Source organism: Burkholderia sp. Leaf177 (genome assembly GCF_001424345.1).
In the GTDB taxonomy this organism is placed as follows: Bacteria; Pseudomonadota; Gammaproteobacteria; order Burkholderiales; family Burkholderiaceae; genus Caballeronia.
Genome location: NZ_LMPF01000026.1, coordinates 120,698 through 139,715 on the forward strand (window position 1 = coordinate 120,698; position 19,018 = coordinate 139,715).

Below are 19,018 nucleotides of genomic sequence, written 5' to 3' on the forward strand. Positions count from 1 at the left end.
CATCGCACGCTCTCGACCCTCAAACAGATTGCCGGTACATCACGAAGCCGGGCTTTTCCGCGACCTTGTCGTAAAGCTTCATTGCGGTCGCGTTGGTCTTGTGGGTATGCCAGTACACGCGCTCCGAACCGGCACTTTTCGCGCTCGCATAAACTCCGCTGATCAACTTGCGGCCCACGCCGCGTCCTCGCGCGGCTTCCGCAGTAAACAAATCCTGCAGATAGCAAATCGGACCAAGCAAGGTCGTGCTGCGGTGATAAATAAAATGCACAAGGCCAATCAACTTGCCATCGCTTTCAGCGACCAGGGCATGCACAGGTTCGTTATTATCGAAAAATCGCGCCCATGTTGCGTCGGTAATTTCCTGCGGCAAGGCGGTTTCTTGTGCGCGGCCATAGAACGCGTTGTAGCCGTCCCAAAGGGGTTGCCATTCCGCGTAATCGGTTTCTTCGACCGGGCGAATGTGGACTGTGCCGGTCATTCAGCGCTCCGTTGTGGTGGAAAGACGTTGGAGTTGCTTGCCGTCGGCATCGAAATTTTTTGGATCGAGCCAGCGCTCGTATTGAGACTTGAGCGCCGGCCATTCCGGATCGATGATCGAGAACCACGCGGTGTCGCGATTGCGTGACCGATACACAATAGCCTGCCGGAAAATGCCTTCGAACGTGAAGCCGAAGCGCTTGGCAGCCGCGCGCGATGGCGCGTTGAGCGAGTCGCACTTCCATTCGAAACGCCGGTAGCCGAGGTCATCGAAGACATGGCGCATCAGCAGGAAGATGGCTTCCGTCGCAATGCGCGTTTTTTTCAGTAGCGGCGAGAACGCGATAAACCCGACCTCGATCACACCGCTCGCCGGGTCGATGCGCATCAGCGCGAGCGTGCCGAGCGCCTTGCCGCTGGTTACGTCGATAACCGCGAAGTGCAAGGGGTCCGAAGTCGAAGCGAGCTTTTCCAGATGCGCCCGATAAGCCTCCAAGGTGCTGAACGGTCCCGTTGCAAGATACGTCCAGTCGCGGGCGTCGGTGGCTGAATTGTAAGCGTCGGCGAGATCGTTGAGATGCGTGGCGGGATCGACCGGAACCAGGCGGCAATAGCGGCCTTCGAGCGTGATGCGCGACGGCGGCGTGGCGCCTTTCCAGTTTGCGAGCGGCGCGCCAATGGGCTGTGCAAATTCATTCTGAAACGTGCTCAAGCGATTCTCCGTCGAGGTGGATGGCTGGTACGGCGGGTTTTAGGCCCGGTTCTGGTATAAGAATAAAATGGCGATGGCGCCAATGATAGACCCAATAACCCGGATTTATTTAGAGCCACAACTTGGAACGCTTCCTCGTCGCATGGACCTCGCTTTACTCTTTTCGTCGTTTGCAAGCCGCCTCGATGGCAGGAAGATTACGCAGCAACGCATGCTGTATGAAGCGTTGCGCGATGCCATTCTCGATGGCTTGATTCCCGCGTCCACACGGTTGCCCGCAACACGCGTTCTTGCGAATGAGCTTCGCATTGCGCGCAATTCGGCCATGTTCGCTTACGAGCAACTTGCCGAAGAGGGATTCCTGCATGTCAGCCGGCGCGGCTCCGTGGTGGCTTCGGTCGGCGCTCAGACGCAATCGAAACCTGTAGAGAGAAAGCTGCAATCCGCGCAGCTTTCGCGTCGTATCGACGGATTGAGGCGCGAACAGCAGACAAGTCCCTTCGCGGTATCGTTTCGCCCAGGCTTGCCGGCGCTCGATGAATTTCCGATGGCGCAATGGCGCGCAGCCATCGCGCGTGCATGGCGAAAGCTCGAAGCAACCGACCTTGGCTATGCGAACAGCGCGGGTGCGCCCGAGCTACGCCAGGCGCTTGTTGATTACCTGAAGGTATCGCGAGGCGTGCGTTGCGATATCGATCAGGTGTTCATCACCGACGGCACGCAAACGAGCCTCGACCTGTGTGCACGCATTCTGGCGGATGCCGGCGACCGCGTGTGGGTGGAAGATCCCGGCTATGCTGGCGCGCGCGCCGCGTTCAAAGGAGCAAATCTCTCGCTCGTCTCCATACCGGTTGATGCCGACGGCATTGCGCCTGCGCGTTCGCACTGGACGCAGTCGCCGCCCAAGCTGATCTACGTGACGCCGTCGCATCAGTATCCGCTTGGGAGTGTGTTGAGTATCGCGCGGCGCATGCAGATCATCGAAGACGCTCGCGCGCATCAGGCATGGGTGATAGAGGACGATTACGACAGCGAGTTCCGTCATACTGGCTCACCGTTCGCGGCCATGCAAGGACTCGCCGGCAATGCGCCCGTGATCTATCTCGGCACGTTCAGCAAGACCATGTTCCCCGCATTGCGCATCGGCTTCATGGTGGTGCCGCCCGGCCTGTCACGCGAGTTCGCGCGCACGCTCGGCGAGATATCGCGACAGGGCCGCGCCGCCGATCAACTCGCGCTCGCGGACTTCATGCGAAGCGGTGCATATACGCGACATTTGCGGCGCATGCGCGGTTTGTATTCGCGCAGGCGCGTTGCGCTGCAAGTCGCGCTCGAACAACATTTCGGCGAGTTGTTGACGGTATCCGGCGGCGCGGGTGGCATGCATCTGACCGCGCGGCTGAACGCGCCTTTGCGCGACGTGGACGTTTGCAGCGCAGCGCGTTCGGAAGGCTTGTGGGCGGTGCCGGTCAGTGAATTCTGTCTTGCCGATAGCAACATCGCAGCGTACAACGGCCTCGTGCTGGGATATGCAAGCGTGCCCGAGCGCGAGGCGAACGCCGCCGTTGAAAAGCTTGCACGGATCGTAAGATCGATGCTGCCTTGAACCTTTATCGCCAACCATCCATGTCCGAACCGCTGATTCCTGCAACCGTCGCATTCCGCCCAAACGGCTCGCCTTACTCGCCGCTATATGGCGATATTTATCACAGCGTCGTGGGCAGCGTCGCGCAGGCGCAATACGTGTTCTTGCAAGGCAACGGCCTTCCAGCGCGGTGGCAGGGACGCCCGAATTTCACCGTGCTGGAAACGGGCTTCGGCATGGGCATCAACTTCCTGACGACGTGGGCCGCGTGGCGCGCGGATTCATCGCGTGGCGGCCATCTGCATTTTGTATCGATAGAAAAACATCCGTTCGCAGCCGGCGACCTGCGTTTCACGCACGCTGCGACCATCGACGACGCGCCGGTCGCAGCGCTCGCGCAAACGCTCGCCGACGCCTGGCCTGAAGTCACGCCCGAAGTCACGCCCGGCACGCACACGCTCGCCTTCGATAACGGCGAGGTCACCCTGACGCTGATCTTCGGCGACGCCGTCACCGTCTTGCCCACGCTGGATCTTCGCGCCGATGCGTTTTTCCTCGACGGATTCGCGCCCGCTAAAAACCCCGAACTCTGGTCGCCTTCGGTGTTCGAGTCGCTAGGCGCACTGGCAAACGAAGGTGCGACGTTCTCAACGTACACGAGTGCGGGCGACGTCAAACGTGCTTTGCTGCATGCAGGTTTCCAATACAAGAAAGTCCCGGGTTTTGGCTGGAAACGCGCAATGTTGATCGGGAAATATTTACCGGATTAAACTTTCTCAACCGGCCAAAAATTGCCGTTTTCCGCGCCTTTGTCTCGAATGAAATCGCGCGGAAAGTCGTATCGCTTTTCATCGCCGACAGTACGCCGGAGAAAATGTATTATCTGCGCCAGCGTACGCGGAGACCCTGATCTGGACGGCCGTCGCGTACTACGTCAAGCACTGCACCGCGCTTTGTATGCGCTCAATTCAATAACAGGGATAAGCAATGCCCGATCACCGTGCTGTTGATCAGAACAGCTTTCGCCGCATCATTCGACGCAACATCGCATTGCCGCTCAGCGCGGGAATTGCCACGGCCGCCGTGTTCGTGGCGCTGCTGTTTTATCTGCTCTCGGCCATGAGCTGGCTCGAACATTCGGAGCGCGTGATTGGCGACGGCAACGACCTGATCAAGCTTGCAGTCGATCGCGAATCCGGACAGCGCGGTTTTCTGCTTACCGGCGACGACAGTTTTCTCGCGCCTTATCAACTTGGCAAGGCAAGTTTCAACGCGAAGCTTTCCACGCTGATGGACCTTGTCGGCGATAACCCGCCACAAGTCGAACGCCTGAAGCGCATTGAAGCGTTGCAAGCGCAATGGGAACGCTTTGCGGAACAAACCATCGCAATGCGGCGAGCGAATCAGGACGTCGTGGGCATCCTGCGCACGGGGCGCGGCAAGCTCGAGTTCGATGAAACCCGCCGCGAGTTCAAGGATTTCATGGACGTGGAGCTGAACCTGCGATGGGAACGCGCCGCCACCGCCAGGCAGGTCACGATCACCGCCGTCGCCATTTTCCTCGCGATCAGTCTTTCGTTGAGCGCGATGCTCGCCGTGTTCGGACGCCGCGAGTTGATGAAGCTGTCGGAGACCTACGACAACGCACTGCAAGCCCAGGCCGAACACAACGAGGTCCTGCACCAGCAGGCATGGCTGCGAACCGGGCAAAGCCAGCTTGCAGAGAGTCTCGTCGGGCAGCAGACGTTGCCGCGACTTGGCCGGGCGATGCTCGATTTCCTTTCGCAATATCTCGGCGTGGTGGTCGCGGCGCTTTACGTGCGCGATGACAGCGGCAAGCTGCGCCGCGTCGCTGCCTATGGCTTCAGCCGCGAGAACGAGGCGCGCGAGCAATTCTTCGAGAACGCGGAGACGCTCGTGGGGCAAGTGGCGGAAAGCCATCGGCTAATTGAACTCGACGACATTCCCGATAACTATTTGAAGGTCACTTCGGGTCTCGGAACAAGCCCGCCGAAAAGTGTGGTGATGACGCCCATCGATAACGACGGCGCTGTGAATGGTGTGATCGAACTTGGCTTGATGCAGCCGGCGTCGGCGAGGGAACTCGATTTCCTCAGGCTGATATCGGCGAGCGTGGGAGCGTCCGTGGAAGCGGCTTTGTATCGTGAACGCCTGCAGGACGTGCTCGCGGAAACGCAGCAACTGAACGAAGAGCTGCAGGTCCAGCAAGAGGAATTGCGATCGGCGAACGAGGAACTCGAAGAGCAGACGGCTGCGCTCGAAGAGTCGCAATCCAACCTGAACAATCAAAAGGCCGAACTCGAAACCATCAATGAGCAGCTCACGTTCCAGGCGTTGACCCTCGATGAAAAAAACGAAGCGCTCAACAAGGTGCAGACCGAACTCGAGGCGCGTGCCGAAGACTTGCAGCGCGCAAGCCGCTACAAGTCCGAGTTCCTCGCCAACATGTCGCACGAGTTGCGAACGCCGCTGAACAGTTCGTTGATTCTCGCGAAGCTGCTGTCCGAAAATCACAAGGGCAATCTCAGCGACGAACAGGTGAAGTTCGCGAACACCATCTACTCGGCGGGCAACGACCTGCTTAATCTCATCAACGACATTCTCGATATCTCCAAGGTCGAGGCGGGCAAGCTCGAGCTCGCACCGGAAGACGTGTCGCTATCGCGCATGACCGAGTCCTTGCTGAGGACGTTCGAACCGCTTGCCGGGCAGAAGCGGCTGGCGTTTACGGTGGGTATTGAACCCGGCATGCCGGCGTCCATTTTCACGGACTCGCGACGCCTCGAACAGATCCTGAAGAACCTGATATCGAATGCGTTGAAGTTCACCGAGACGGGCGCAATCTCGCTCACGTTGAGCAGCACGAGCGGAAATCGCGTGCGCTTCGCGGTGACGGACACGGGCATTGGTATTGCGCCCGAAAACCAGCAGACGATCTTCGAAGCTTTCCGTCAGGCCGACGGCACCACAAGCCGCCGATACGGCGGCACGGGACTCGGCCTTTCCATCTCGCGCGATCTCGCGAAGCTGCTGGGCGGCACGATCCGCGTGACGAGCGCGCTCGGCGCCGGAAGCACGTTCGAACTGATCTTGCCGGTCCGCTGGACGGATAGCGCAGACGTGGCGGAAGTCGCGCTTGCTGCGCCGCCGCCCGCGCCCGTCGAGATCATCGAGGCGCCGCTGCTGGAATCCGCGGCCGTAGCGGTCCCCGCATATGACGACGACCGTAACGACCCGAAGGCCGGCGCGCGCTCTGTGCTGGTGATCGAAGACGATGTGGACTTCGCCGGCATTCTGTACAACCTCGCGCACGAGATGCGTTACCGATGCCTGGTTGCGCAGACCGCGGCGGAGGCCATGCAACTCGTCGCGCAGCATTTGCCCGATGCAATCCTGCTCGATATCAGCTTGCCCGACCGTTCGGGCCTCATGGTTTTGCAGCAACTGAAGGACGGACCGCAGACGCGGCATATTCCCGTGCACGTGGTCTCGGCCAACGACAGCGGAGAAGCCGCATTGCATCTCGGCGCCATTGGTTATGCGCTCAAGCCGACTACGCGCGACCAGCTCAAGGACATTTTCCGCAAGCTCGAAGACAAGTTCACGCAGAAGGTCAAACGTGTGTTGCTGGTCGAGGACGATGCCCGCCAGCGTGAAAGCATCGTCCAGCTTATTGGCGATGACGACATAGACATCACCGCTGTCGAGTTCGGCGAAGAAGCGCTTGCGTTGCTGCGCACGACCATTTTCGACTGCATGATCATCGACTTGAAACTGCCCGACATGCAGGGCGGCGAGTTGCTTCAGCGCATGTCGGGCGAGAACATGTATTCGTTCCCGCCGGTGATCGTCTACACGGGACGCAACCTGACGCACGCAGAGGAAGCCGACCTCCTCAAGTATTCGCGCTCGATCATCATCAAGGGCGCACGCTCGCCGGAGCGCTTGCTGGATGAGGTCACGCTGTTCCTGCACAAGGTGGAGACCGATCTGTCTACCGAGCGGCAAACCATGCTGAAAACCGTGCGCGGCCGTGATCGCGTATTTGAAGGCCGCCGCATTCTTCTGGTCGATGACGATATCCGCAATATCTTTTCGCTCAGCAGCGCGCTTGAGCATAAAGGCATGACGGTCGATATCGCCCGCAATGGTTTCGAAGCCATCGACCAGCTCAACGATATCCCCGATATAGACCTGGTGCTGATGGACGTGATGATGCCGGCAATGGACGGGCTCGAAGCCACACGCCGTATTCGCGCCGATGCCCGCTTCAAGACCTTGCCGATCATCGCAATCACGGCGAAGGCCATGAAGGACGATCAGGAGCAGGCGCGCGCGGCCGGCATGACGGATTATCTGGCGAAGCCTATCGACCTGGACCGGTTGTATTCGCTGTTGCGCGTCTGGTTGCCGGGATTGGAAAGGATCAGGGCGTAAGGCATTTCACGGCGTCGCAACAACCCGATGTTTCAGTCGAACTCTTCGTATTGTGGCAACGCGTCGGTGATGGTGTACCACGGCGCTTTGGACCCTACAAAAATGTGCGCCGTGGGACGAATGCCCGGACTATCCACGAGCGTGCCCATGGCAACGTGAGCGAACGCGCCTTCACGCACGACGGAATACATCAGTGAGCCGCAATGCTTGCAATGAACGTCGTGCGACGCGTTCTCGTCGCCGTAGATCATCAGCGCGTCCTCGCCTTGCACGAGCGTGAGCTTATGACGCTCGATACCCGCAAACGGCTTGAATGCCGAACCGATTGCACGCCGGCAATTCGAGCAATGGCAGTTCAACGCATAAACGAATTCGTCCTTTACCGCGTAGCGGACCGCGCCGCACAGGCACTTCCCGCCGAGTAACGCATTCGCCTGAACCTCGTTCGATGAATTCATGATCGTGGATGAAAGGGTTTCGTATGCTCGTAGTTTATGCGGGAAGAACGGTTCGGCTTTTCCCGCCGAGCGAATATTCCTAGCAGGGTTCATACTATTGGACGGTCGCCTTGCTGCGGCCGTTTCACGCGTCGCGGCGGCAAGACCCCGCGCCCGCTCCACGTTCCCCATTACAACAATTTCATGCCTCGCAACCAACAGACGTCGCGTCCGTTAGTCATTGCATCGGTGATGGCATCGATGGCAATGGTCGCCATTGAAGCCACCATTGTTTCCACTGCCATGCCGCAGATCGTTGCGCAACTCGGCGACCTGCATTTGTACAGCTGGGTCTTCTCGTCGTTCCTGCTGACGCAGACCGCAATGACCGTCATCTTCGGCAAGCTCGCCGATCTCTATGGCCGCAAGCCGATCGCGCTTATCGGCATAGCAATTTTTCTGATCGGGTCCGTGCTTGCGGGTTTTGCGTGGTCGATGCCCGCCATGATCGTGTTCCGGCTGATCCAGGGCGTAGGCGCGGGCGCAATCCAGCCCGTCACGCTGACTATTGTCGCGGATCTTTATCCGGCGCGCGAACGCGGCAAGGTCCAGGGCTATCTTGCAAGCGTGTGGGCCATTTCGGCGGTGGTCGGTCCCATGGTCGGCGGTTTGATCATTCGCGATTTCTCGTGGGCATGGATCTTCTGGATGAACGTGCCTATCGGGCTGTTATCGGCGGCAGGATTCATCATGTTCCTGCGCGAGTCCGAAAGGCACGCGCGACCGTCCATCGACTTCGCGGGCGCGGGACTGTTCATGGTCACGATCGCTTCGTTGATGATGGCGCTGACCTATGCAGGCGATGACGACATCACAAAAGCATCCATGGCCGGCGGCGCGTTCGTGGTGTGCCTGTTGTTCTTCCTGATGCAGGAAAGACGCGCGGCCGAGCCGATGATTTCATTCGCGCTCTGGAGCCGCCGCCCGATTGCCGCGTGCAACGGCGCGACCGTCTTGTCCGGCATGATCCTGATGGGCTCGACAACTTTTCTGCCCATGTATGTGCAGGGCGTGTTGCATCGTTCCCCTGTGATCGCAGGCCTAGCCCTGACCATGATGATGGTCGGCTGGCCCGCAGGCGCGACGTTCGCCGCGAAGTCGCTGCATCGTTTCGGTTTGCGGCCCATCCTGATTGGCGGCAGCATGTTCATTCCGATCGGCGCGGTGTTGCTGTTGACGCTCGCGCCAGGAAGTTCGCCGCTGATTGCCGCGTTCGGTTCGCTCATCATGGGGTTTGGCATGGGAACGTCCAGTGTCAGTTCGCTCATGCTGATCCAGGAGATCGTCGATGTCGCGCAGCGCGGCAGCGCGACGGCATCGAATTTGTTCTCACGCAATCTCGGGAGCACGCTCGGCGCGACCTTGTTCGGCGCGGTCCTGAATTTCGGGCTGAGCCATTCGAAGGACGTGGCCGCAGTGACGTCGGACCAGTTGAAAGCGTTGTTGCAAAATCAGGCGGCGAGCATTGGCAGCGGCGACGCAATACGTCAGGTGCTGCACGACTCGTTGCATCTGACGTTCATATCCATTTTTGTGATCGCCGTATTTTCGGTCGGATTTTTGTTGTTCGTGCCGAAGGTCGATATAGGCGGCGAGCGGAAGATGCCAGTGGAGGGTCTTGCGCCGCTCGAGGACTGAACCTTATTGGATCTTGCGCGTGGCAACGTCCAGAGGCAATTCGATGTGAATGCGAAAGCCGTCGGACGGTGCGCTTTCAAAGGCTATCCGTCCCTTCAACTCGTGCACGCGTTCCTGCATGCCGAGAAGGCCGAAACTGTTCTTGCTCCGGTTGCCATCGAGTACCGCGCCTTTGCCGTTGTCTTCAATATGCAAATGGAGCGACGAGTGCGTCTGGTGTATTTCGATGCGAACCCAGGTGGCCTCGGCATGGCGTGTGACATTGGTCAGCGCTTCCTGTACGAGCCGGAAAACGGCTGTCGCCGCCGGCGCCGACAAATCCAGCGGACCTGCGTTGTTGTTCACTGTAACAACGAGGTCATAGCGGCTGCGAAACTCGTCCGCAAGCCATTCGAGCGCGGCTTCCAGCCCCAGGTCGTCGAGCATTGGCGGCCTCAAGCCGCCGGCCAGACGGCGCGCAGAAGCAATGATCGTATCTATCTTGCCTTGCAAGTGAGCCGAATGCGCCTTGACGCGATGCAGTTCTTCGTATTCAAGCAACGATGCGCGATCCAGCGACGCGACATCCATCTTGAGCGCAATCAGTTGCTGGCCGAGATCGTCGTGAAGCTCGCGCGCAAGCCGCGCTCTTTCTTCCTCGCGCGCGTTTTGCACGTGGATGGACATCGCGCGAGCGTGCTGCAATTCGATCAGCCGCAAGCGGTCGGTCATGTCGCGCGTTACTTTTGCAAAGCCTTGAAGCGCGCCATCCGGTGCGCGGATCGCGGTGATCGTGACGCTTGCCCAAAACTGCGTGCCGTCCTTGCGCACGCGCCAGCCTTCGTCCTCTATGCGATCCTCAATCGCCGCTTGCGCCAGTTCAGTTTCGGGCTTGCGAATCGCGATGTCATCGGGCGTATAGAACACCGAAAAGTGCTGTCCCACGATCTCGCCGGCTGCATAGCCCTTGATGCTCTGCGCGCCGCGATTCCAGCTGGCAACACGACCGCGCGGATCGAGCATGAAGATGGCGTAATCCTGCACCGCGTCGACAAGCATCCGGAAGTGGACATCACTCAGCGCGTGCGGGAAGCCGGGCTCTGACGAAATGTCGGGCGAGGAAGGTGGGTCATCGGGCTGAACCACTGGCACGTGCTTGACCCGCCCGGATTGTTTTAAAGCCGCCATGATTGCGCGCGCCTCTGGTCGCAAGAGATTAGCCGGTTACTTCTTCAGGCCGTCCATCAACTGGATGGTCTCGTAGTTCTGGACGAGTTTTTCCAGCGCGCGCACAACGTCGGCTTCCATTTCGAGCAAGGCTTTGTCGCCCTGAAATCGCGCGCGAACTGCTGGGTGAAAACGCGTATTGATGAAGTCGCTTATTTCGTCGATATGCGCAATAGATCCCGAATCCGGATAAAGAACCGACTTTGGCGACGCGGCATCGTAGAAAAGATTGTGCTTCCACTTCGGTACGAAGTTCTCGGGCTTCGTATCGGTCACCAGAAACGATCCGATCAACTGGAGCTTGCCCTTCATTGTCTTTGGGGTCAGAAACGTCCAGACCTTGCGGGGGAGACGTTCCTTCATTCCCTCCAGCTTGTCGCCGTTCGAACCCAGCGTTCCGATGCGTCCTTCCTTGATGTCCGACGCATAATCTTTCCAGTAATAGAAAATATCCAAAGCTTGAGACCCGTTGTTTCTGTCGTTGTTCGTATGCACCAGTCGCCGCCGAAACTGGCGTCTGCCCGGCTGGGCATGACTGGAGCGCTTATTTGTCGTTCAAAAGTCGATAACGATGGCATTCGAGCATCGCTCGTATTTCTCGATCATATCGCGCCGGACGGAGATTTTCGAAACAGCGGTTCTTAGCGAGATTCCGAGTCGACGTATCAACCTGCCAATTGACGAGCCGATTGACGAATAATCAACGCGCCGAATCGACGCTAGAATTGCTGTTCGAAGTTCATGCGCAACCGCAAAAACATGCCAGACCGGGTCGCCTATCATCGCAGCAACACGACTCCGGGCCTTGTGCTCGGGGAAGCGCGTTTTTCGGATTTTCGTTTCGATCGTCATTACCACCTCGATTATCACGTGGGTTTGGTGACCGAGGGCGTTCAACGGCAGCGGCATCGTGGCAATACGGATTTCCTCGCGCCAGGACGCATCTCCCTCATGCCGCCAGGCGAAATACACGACGGCGTGTGTCATGGCGACAGCGCTTATACGCTCAAGACGTTTCGGTTGTCGCCGGAGCTTCTCGGCGCAGTGACTGCCGAGATCGCGGGCTCGACTGCCGAGCCCGCGCTCGCTGGCGTGCTGCTCGAAAACGCGGGGCTCGCGGCGCGTCTGATCAACCTGCACAGCACGATGCAGACGAACGCAGACACTGCGCCGCTGTCGTTGCAATCGGAATGGCTGACGTTGTTCGACCACTTGTTCACGCAATCGCGCGTGGTCGTGCCGCAGTCTGTCAAAGGCACATTGCCTGCTGATAACTGGCGTCGCGTGAAAGATTATTGCCACGCGCAACTGGCGCAAAAGATTTCGCTGGACGACCTGGCCGCGCTCTGTGGACTGGAGCGGTTTCATTTCCTCAAGCTGTTCAAGCAGACTGCCGGCATGACCCCGCATGCGTGGCTGGTGCGGTTGCGGGTGGAGCGCGCCGCGATTATTTTGCATCGCACGTCGAGAAGCATTGCCGATGTCGCGCAAGACGTCGGCTTTTATGATCAGAGCCATTTCAATCGCGCGTTCCGGCGTGCTTTTGGCGTGGCTCCATCGCGGTATTAAAACGGCTTCAATTTTATTGCGCGGCGAGGCGTGCGACGTTTGCAATCAGGTTATCGACATCGTCGATAGTGGTCGCGAAAGACGTCACAAAGCGCACCACGCCCGGCTCCCATCGGTCGTGATAAAAGACGAATCCCGCTGCCAGCAGCCCTTGAATAACCGCTGCCGGCAAGCGGCAGAAAAGGATATTTGCTTGCGGAGCGCCGAAGATCTCGACGCCTTGCACATTCCGGATGCCGTCCTGAAGACGCCTGGCCGTATCGTTTGCCTGGCGTGCATTGTGCAGCCATAAATCGTCTGTCAAATACGCATCCATCTGCGCGGAAAGAAAGCGCATCTTGGAGAACAGATGGCCGGCGCGTTTGCGTCGATAACCCATTTCGGCGGCCAGCTTTTTATCGAATAAAACGATGGCTTCCGCGCACGGAACCCCGTTCTTCGTTGCCCCGAAAGAAAGCGCGTGCACGCCCGCTTTCCAGGTCATTTCAGCGGGCGTGCAACCGAGCGAAACGAGGGCGTTCGCAAAGCGCGAGCCATCCATGTGCAAGCCGATATTCGACGCGCGGCACAACTCGCCGATTTCGCGTATTTCATCGATGCTGTAGACGCTGCCCACTTCCGTAGCTTGCGTGATGCTGACGCACGATGGTTGCGTCACGTGAACGTCGCCCACCTTCACGTTCGCGGCGCGGCGCAATTTCGCGGGATCGATCTTCGCCGATGGTCCATCGACGGAAACGAGCTTTGCACCGTTCGTATAGAACTCGGGCGCGCCGCATTCGTCGTTGTTGACGTGGCTCGACGGATGGCAGAAGACGCTGCCCCATGGCGGCGTCATGGCCGCGAGGCACAACGCATTCGCGGTCGTGCCGGTGGGCACGAGGAACACGTCTACATCGCGCTCGAACAAATCGGTGAGCTTGCCTTCTACGCGCGCGGTGAGCGCGTCGCCGCCGTATGGCGCAGACTGGCCGTCGTTGCAGGCGACCATGGCCTCGATGACCTCCGGCGACGCTCCCGCAATGTTGTCACTGGAAAAGCCGAGCGCGGGTTTTTTGTGTGTCGATGCAGCTTGCGGATTCACGGGTTTGTCCTTTCTACGGCGGAATTTGCCGATGCAAACCGGTGAGCTTAGAGAAAAGCGCCAAGGCGCGCTTGTATAAAATTGATCGGCTGGGTAAAGGTCATTCGCCAGGCAGAAGGCCACCTAAAACGCCACTTAAAACGCCACCTAAACGCACCGTTGCCTGCTCAAGAATCCCCGCGCCGTGTCGCCGCCAAAAACGCCGCGCGCCGTTCTTCTCTTTCTGCGGCGAAGGCGGGGCTGATAGTTGCGTGGGTATCGTCGAAAGAGAAAGGCTTGCTGCCCGGCGACGGCCGCCAAGACGCATCGATCACCTTCTTGCTGCGCTTATGAACCAGGTTCACCGCCGGCTCCTGCTCGCCTTGAGGATCGTCCCACTTCATTTGCCACGCCCTCAGAAGAAGCAGGACCTCATCGAGGTCTTTTCCCTTGGCCGTTGCGTGATACTCATAACGCGGCGGACGCTCGTTATACAGGCGCCGTTCTATCACGCCATCTTTCTCAAGACGCTTCAGTCGCGTAGACAACAGGAACGACGACATGCCCGTTTGCGCCTGAATTTCCTCGAAGCGCCGCGAGCCCATGCTGAGCTCGCGAAGAATGAGCAGTGTCCACCGGTCACCCACCGCGCTCAGCGATCGCGCGATCGGGCAGACACTCTCACAAACATCGTCCCAGCTCATCAATGCACTCCGTCAAACGATAAATCCGCTCACGCAACGTTCACCGGCAGTTTCGAAAGCAACTCTTCGGTCGTCAGAATAGCGTGCGCGAACATGGGCCCGTTGGTCTCCGCCGCGATCATTCCGGCATGGCTGAACGCGGCGGTTGCGTCTTTCACAAGCGTCACATGATAGCCCAGCTCCATGCCGAAACGCCCCGTGGATTCAATGCAACTGTTCGCAATCAATCCAACCAGAATGATCTTTTGAATTCCGTGCTGCTTGAGTTGCAGATCGAGATCAGTGTTTGCAAAACCGCTTTGTGCCCAGTGTTCCTTGACGATCACATCGCCTGGCTGCGGGCCGAATTCAGGATTGAACTCGCCGCCCCAGCTGCCCGCCTCGAACGCTTTGGTCGGAAGCCCTGCTTGCTGGAACATGTTGATGTGCTGCCAATGATCGAAGTCATCCGGATGCGACCGGTGATGCGGAACGATAAAAACCTGTATGCCCGCTGCACGCACGGTGGGGATGATCTGGCGGAGGTTATCGAACATGTGCGATGCGTCGGCAGTCTCCTTGATTGCATTGAAGAGCTTGCCGCCCTCGCTCATGAAGTCGTTATACGGATCGACGATCAAGAGCGCGGTGTTGTGTTGCTCATAATTCGATGCAGACATGGTGGCTCCAGGAAAAAGGTGAACGGGGTGATTCCAGCGGCAGTGATCGCATGTTACTTCAAAAAATAAAGGCACAATAAAAAATAAGCCGTGTCACGGGCGTCGCGTTTCGCCCGTGACACGGCCTTAAATGTTCTTTAAGAGCTTAAGAAGCTTAAGACGGCTTCAGGAAATCAGGTTCGAAGCAGCCTCGTCGACATTGGGTTCGCGGCTTTCTGATTGAAGAGAGTCGCCCGAACGCGAGCGGGATCGAGACCGAACGTCTCGCCAGCGGCTGCTGCAATCAACGAATCGAGTCCAAGCGTCGGCCGTACATCGCGTCCCTGATAGAGCGCGGAAGGCGCGAGCCCAGGCCAGTCCGCGAGAATGCGGCCGCCTTGCACGGCGCCGCCCAACAACATTGCCGCCGATGCCGTCCCGTGATCAGTCCCGCCCGTGCCGTTCGCCGCGGCCATGCGCCCGAACTCGGTCGCGACCAGCACGGTTGTGTTCGCCCAATGTTCGCCGAGCCCGTCGCGCATGGCTGCCATCATTGTGTCGAGCGCCTTGAGTTGCGCGCCGAGCCGCTGGTTTTGCGCCGTGTGCGTGTCCCATCCGCCGGTTTCGATCATCGCAATACGCGGTCCGTCCGCGCGCCCCAGGAAGCTCGCTGCAAGCTTGCCGAGACTTGCAGGGTCCTGGCGCGCGCCGGCATCGGCGGCGAGACCGCGTGCGTCCATAGCGGAAGTCCATAGCGCGTGAAGCTGGGCATCGCCGGAATAAAGCTGCGTGACGCGTACGAGCAGATCGTCGGGCGCTTGCGGAAGACCGGACGGCGCATAGGACGTCACGTCGGCGCGCCCGCGCAATGCGAGCGGCACCGTGGGCGCGAGCGCGATGGCGTTGGCCTTCGACGCAGGCAGCATGGAAACCAGCCGGTTCAGCCATCCGTCTTTCATCTGGTACGGCGTGGTCCCGCCTGTCTCAAGCACGTTCTGGCCGTCGAAGTGCGAGCGGTCTCTATACGGCGATGCAACCGCGTGCACGAACATCGCCTGCTGCGCTGCGTACATCTTCGCAGTTTCAACCAGCGATGGATGCAGCGCGAACGTGCCGTCGAGTTTCGTGGCGGATGCCGGGTCGATTGCGAGCGCGCCGCGCAACTTCGCGTAAGCGGGATCGGCATAAGGCACGACAATGTTCAGTCCGTCGGCAGCGCCACGCTGGATCACGAACACAAAACGCCGGTCCGATTCCACCGATGCAAACGCCATGCGCGACCCAACCAGCATGGCGCCTACGCCCGCACCGGCGCACCACAAGAAATTCCGACGCGTGATCATGGCGTCATCTCCTTTGAAAATCGGGGGAAACAAGCAGAAGCGCAAGCGCGGTCGGTGCGCTCTCGGCGCGAGATAGTTCGGATGCCGTAGCATCGCTCAGCGATCCTGCAAGCAGCTGGTTGCCGAGCGTGCGGGCGTCGAGCGTATCGCCCACGCGCGCTGCGAGACGCTGCGCTATCTCCACGCGGCGCACGAGCGCATCGGGCGCGGCCCAGCTCGCGGCGATATCGTCGTAACCGGCGGGAGAACCCGGGCGCCATACCGGCTGGCCAAGCTGCGTGAGCAAGGGCGCGATCTGCATGTTGCCTGGATTGTCATGACCGAGACCTCGCATTGCCGACACGGTCCAGTCCCATGGCGTCTTGAACTTGGCATCGACGGGCGCCCACGCTTCCGGCGAATCGATCAGCACCTGATACACGCTCGGAAGGTCACCGTTCGTTGCGCTGAATACGCCGGCGAGCCGTTCTACGAGCGATTGCGGCGGGTTATCGGCGACAAAATGCCGAGCGAGTTTTCCGGCGATATGCTGCGCCGTCGCCGGCGACGCGGCCAGATCGTGCAGCACGGCAAGCGCCTGTTGCTCGCCGGGTTGATCGTATTGGCGGCCCATGATCGTGCGCGTTCCCGGCTCGTGCTGCGGCGCGCGAAATACGAATTGTCCGGGCGCGGCGTCGTTGCGGCGCGCACCGCCGCCCATTCCGCCCATCCCTCCAATACTCCAGCCCGTCAACGCCCGCGCGAATTCCGTCACATCGTCCTGCGCGTACCCGCTGCGCACGCCGAGCGTGTGCAGTTCCATGATCTCGCGCGCGAGGTTCTCGTTGAGGCCGGGTTTGTTCTCCGGATGACGCGCGGCGGCGCGCTCGGCAGCAGGACTGTCGGGACCCACCGAGCGCGCCTGGTCCAGAAAAATCTGCATGGCCGGATGACGTTCGGCGGCGACCAGCATGTCCTCGAAGCGGCCCAGCACATGCGGACGGATGGCTTCGGTTTCGAATGACCCGGCGAGCATGGCAACGGCGGGTTTCTCCACCGATACCGCAAAGTGGTTCGCCCAGAACGCCACCAGCCGTTCCACGAACGGTGCCTGCGTCTGCAACGCGCTCGTGAAGCGTGCGTTGACGGCGGCGCGATACGTATCGCGCAGTTTCTCGTTGTAGGTTTTGCGCACGCCCTTTTTATCGTCGGCGCCGGTTGCGCGGATCGCGCTCTGACGCTCGGCGAAATCCGCGGCGAGCACGCTGCTCGATGGCTGATTTGCAAGCGCGGGCGGCACCGGCTGATATGTCGCGCCGGTGAGCTGCGCCGCGAGCCATTGTTTCGGATCGGCGGGCGCCGTTTCGCCTGCACGGGCGCCGAGTCCGAAGCGATTCATCGCGATCGCAGCGGGTGTGACGTCTGTCATGGGATCCCCAGAATAGGAATTTTCATGTTGCTTGAACGCTGCGATACGCGTGAATCCGTCGCATTATTTTTTCGGCGCGGGACCCACGTGCAGCGGTCCATGACGCTGCAATGCATCGACGAGTTTCAGCCGTTCGTCGGCGGTAAGCGTTGCAGCGAAATCAGCCACGGTGCGTTCCACGCGCGCACGCACGGCCATGTCGGCGTCACGCGTGCGGGCGAGGGCGGCATCGAGCGTGGCGCGATCGAACTGCGGCGATTGCAGCGCCTGCACAATGTCGATCCGGCCCGATCGTGCGTCGAGAATCAGCGGCAGGCTTTCGCGGCGCGTTTGCTTGAGCGCGTCGCGTAGCTGATCGCGGCGTTCCTGAGGCAATTCGGCGGCGGCGAAACGCAGGCCGCGCTGCTGCGCGATTGCATCGGCTTTCTGCTTTTCCATCCACCGATACGTGCCGCCGCCGATCGTGCCGAGCAAGAAAATATTGAGCACCGCCGATACGATAAACAGCGTCTTGAGCTTGGTCTTGGGTTTGGTATCCGGCATGGTCATTGATCGCTCCAGTCGGACGTGTTGCTGCTGAAAACGGTGCTTTCACCGGTTTGATCGAAGAAACTGGGCTGACCGGCCGAGCCCGAGAAAGAAGTAGTCAGCGAAATGACCAGGACGCCAGCGGCAATTCCTGCCACGCCCGCGCCGACAAAACCCACGCCTGAAAGCCACCAGTTCGGTTTTTTCCACGCCGGTTTTATCGCTGAAGATCCTTCCGGCGACGATTCCACGATGCGCCGTATCAGATCGTTTCTCGGCGCGGCAACGCCATGCGCGGATAACAACATATCGAGCGAACTGGCGTCGGCGAGTGCGGCCAGCGATTCCGGATCGCGTTGCGCGATCAGCGCCTGCGCTGCGGCGCGTTCGGCTTCCGGCCAATGCTCGGGCATTGCGCCGTAGACCTCGGTGAGGCGGCGAAAACGTTCGGGGGTCATCGGCGTTCCTTTCCAGATACGTGCATGCCGCGGTCGTTGCGCTCGGCGGCAAGATGGCCGCGCAAGCTGCGGCGCGCTCGCGCGAGCAGGCTTTCCAGCGCGTCGACGCTGATGCCCATCACGGCAGCGGCTTCAATATTCGATAATTCCTGGTAGTACTGCAGCACCAATGCTTCGCGCTGGCGCGCCGGCAGCGCGGCGAGCGCTACGGCGACGCGCTCGCCGCGGGCGGTATCGTCGAGTTGATCTTCCGGCAGCGGCGCATGATCGGCGGGCTCCGGCATGTCATCGCCCAGCGGCTCTTCATGGCGGCGGCGCAAGCGGTCATAACAAAGATTCAGCGCCACGCGATGCAACCACGTATCGAAGCGCGCATTCCCGCGCTGCCAGCTCGACGCCTGCTTCCAGATGCGGATGAACACCTCCTGCGCCACGTCGCTCGCCTCGTCACGGTCGCCCAGCATGCGGGTTGCGAGCGCGAGCAGGCGCGGCAGCTTGCGCGCGACCATCTCGCGAACTGCGCCGGGTTCCTCGTCGTCTATGCGGGCCAAGAGGCGCGCGTCCGGATCTTCTTCGTTCAATGTGCTGAATCTCGCCCTACATGTTGGACAGCCGGCGCTCGTCAGCGAGCCTGGCGCACTGCGTACGTTGATGTCTTTTCGAATCGTTAAACGTCCGCGCATCGAAAATCCGTCGCGTAATTTTAAATTTTTCACGGACTGGACGACCCG

At 59.9% G+C, this 19,018-nt stretch carries 17 protein-coding genes and 1 pseudogene; 5 read left to right on the plus strand and 13 right to left on the minus strand.

Annotation, left to right across the window (positions count from 1 at the left end):
• Positions 1 to 19: 19 nt before the first annotated feature.
• Together ASG35_RS29700 and ASG35_RS29705 are read right to left on the minus strand one after the other, a co-directional pair.
• A complete protein-coding gene (locus tag ASG35_RS29700) occupies positions 20 to 481 on the minus strand; it encodes a GNAT family N-acetyltransferase (protein WP_056366460.1) in 462 nt (153 codons plus the stop codon).
• Positions 482 to 1,192 (minus strand): GNAT family N-acetyltransferase, encoded by a 711-nt coding sequence (locus ASG35_RS29705; RefSeq protein WP_056366463.1) that lies wholly within the window; start codon positions 1,190 to 1,192, stop codon positions 482 to 484.
• A gap of 142 nt (positions 1,193 to 1,334) precedes the next feature.
• On the opposite strand from ASG35_RS29705, the gene pdxR reads away from it, so the two are divergent.
• From pdxR to ASG35_RS29720, 3 genes and pseudogenes are all read left to right on the plus strand, one after another.
• The gene (gene pdxR, locus ASG35_RS29710; RefSeq protein WP_056366466.1) at positions 1,335 to 2,798 is read left to right on the plus strand and encodes a MocR-like pyridoxine biosynthesis transcription factor PdxR; all 1,464 of its coding nucleotides are present in this window, start codon (positions 1,335 to 1,337) and stop codon (positions 2,796 to 2,798) included.
• Positions 2,799 to 2,818: 20 nt separating this feature from the next.
• Positions 2,819 to 3,541 (plus strand): annotated as a pseudogene (gene mnmD, locus ASG35_RS29715) (tRNA (5-methylaminomethyl-2-thiouridine)(34)-methyltransferase MnmD); the annotation flags it as partial.
• Positions 3,542 to 3,764: 223 nt separating this feature from the next.
• Positions 3,765 to 7,235, plus strand: a complete 3,471-nt coding sequence (locus ASG35_RS29720; protein ID WP_056366473.1) for a response regulator — start codon at positions 3,765 to 3,767, stop codon at positions 7,233 to 7,235.
• Positions 7,236 to 7,267: 32 nt separating this feature from the next.
• Here ASG35_RS29720 and ASG35_RS29725 read toward each other — a convergent pair whose 3' ends face one another.
• On the minus strand, positions 7,268 to 7,693 hold the full coding sequence (locus ASG35_RS29725; RefSeq protein WP_056366476.1) for a GFA family protein: 426 nt from the start codon (positions 7,691 to 7,693) through the stop codon (positions 7,268 to 7,270).
• A gap of 183 nt (positions 7,694 to 7,876) precedes the next feature.
• Between ASG35_RS29725 and ASG35_RS29730 the strand changes: the two genes are divergently transcribed.
• Complete coding sequence (locus tag ASG35_RS29730) at positions 7,877 to 9,370, plus strand: MDR family MFS transporter (RefSeq protein WP_056366479.1); 1,494 nt, start codon at positions 7,877 to 7,879, stop codon at positions 9,368 to 9,370.
• Between the two features lie 3 nt (positions 9,371 to 9,373).
• Here the strand turns inward: ASG35_RS29730 and ASG35_RS29735 are convergent, their stop codons facing one another.
• Positions 9,374 to 10,537 carry a PAS domain-containing sensor histidine kinase gene (locus ASG35_RS29735; protein ID WP_056366482.1) on the minus strand — a complete coding sequence of 388 codons (1,164 nt, stop codon included), beginning with the start codon at positions 10,535 to 10,537 and terminating at the stop codon, positions 9,374 to 9,376.
• A 36-nt stretch (positions 10,538 to 10,573) separates the two neighbouring features.
• The gene (locus tag ASG35_RS29740) at positions 10,574 to 11,071 is read right to left on the minus strand and encodes a hypothetical protein (protein WP_235527782.1); all 498 of its coding nucleotides are present in this window, start codon (positions 11,069 to 11,071) and stop codon (positions 10,574 to 10,576) included.
• A gap of 264 nt (positions 11,072 to 11,335) precedes the next feature.
• Here ASG35_RS29740 and ASG35_RS29745 point away from each other — a divergent pair, with 264 nt between their 5' ends.
• Complete coding sequence (locus ASG35_RS29745; protein WP_056366947.1) at positions 11,336 to 12,145, plus strand: AraC family transcriptional regulator; 810 nt, start codon at positions 11,336 to 11,338, stop codon at positions 12,143 to 12,145.
• Between the two features lie 13 nt (positions 12,146 to 12,158).
• On the opposite strand, the gene ASG35_RS29750 is transcribed toward ASG35_RS29745, so the two are convergent.
• The 8 genes from ASG35_RS29750 to ASG35_RS29785 all read right to left on the minus strand — a co-directional run bounded on the left by ASG35_RS29750 (position 12,159) and on the right by ASG35_RS29785 (position 18,868).
• Positions 12,159 to 13,229 carry a threonine aldolase family protein gene (locus ASG35_RS29750; protein ID WP_056366485.1) on the minus strand — a complete coding sequence of 357 codons (1,071 nt, stop codon included), beginning with the start codon at positions 13,227 to 13,229 and terminating at the stop codon, positions 12,159 to 12,161.
• 167 nt (positions 13,230 to 13,396) lie between these two features.
• Positions 13,397 to 13,912, minus strand: a complete 516-nt coding sequence (locus tag ASG35_RS29755; RefSeq protein WP_056366487.1) for a winged helix-turn-helix transcriptional regulator — start codon at positions 13,910 to 13,912, stop codon at positions 13,397 to 13,399.
• A gap of 29 nt (positions 13,913 to 13,941) precedes the next feature.
• On the minus strand, positions 13,942 to 14,571 hold the full coding sequence (locus ASG35_RS29760; RefSeq protein WP_056366490.1) for a cysteine hydrolase: 630 nt from the start codon (positions 14,569 to 14,571) through the stop codon (positions 13,942 to 13,944).
• A 173-nt stretch (positions 14,572 to 14,744) separates the two neighbouring features.
• On the minus strand, positions 14,745 to 15,893 hold the full coding sequence (locus tag ASG35_RS29765) for a DUF1501 domain-containing protein (RefSeq protein ID WP_056366493.1): 1,149 nt from the start codon (positions 15,891 to 15,893) through the stop codon (positions 14,745 to 14,747).
• Positions 15,894 to 15,897: 4 nt separating this feature from the next.
• A complete protein-coding gene (locus ASG35_RS29770) occupies positions 15,898 to 17,301 on the minus strand; it encodes a DUF1800 domain-containing protein (RefSeq protein WP_056366496.1) in 1,404 nt (467 codons plus the stop codon).
• 63 nt (positions 17,302 to 17,364) lie between these two features.
• Positions 17,365 to 17,850: a periplasmic heavy metal sensor gene (locus ASG35_RS29775; protein WP_235527783.1), complete on the minus strand. Its 486-nt coding sequence runs from the start codon at positions 17,848 to 17,850 to the stop codon at positions 17,365 to 17,367.
• Complete coding sequence (locus ASG35_RS29780) at positions 17,847 to 18,287, minus strand: hypothetical protein (RefSeq protein WP_056366499.1); 441 nt, start codon at positions 18,285 to 18,287, stop codon at positions 17,847 to 17,849. The genes ASG35_RS29775 and ASG35_RS29780 overlap by 4 nt, the downstream gene beginning before the upstream one ends.
• Positions 18,284 to 18,868 (minus strand): RNA polymerase sigma factor, encoded by a 585-nt coding sequence (locus ASG35_RS29785; protein ID WP_056366502.1) that lies wholly within the window; start codon positions 18,866 to 18,868, stop codon positions 18,284 to 18,286. Before ASG35_RS29785 ends, ASG35_RS29780 begins: the two co-directional genes overlap by 4 nt.
• Positions 18,869 to 19,018 lie beyond the last annotated feature (150 nt).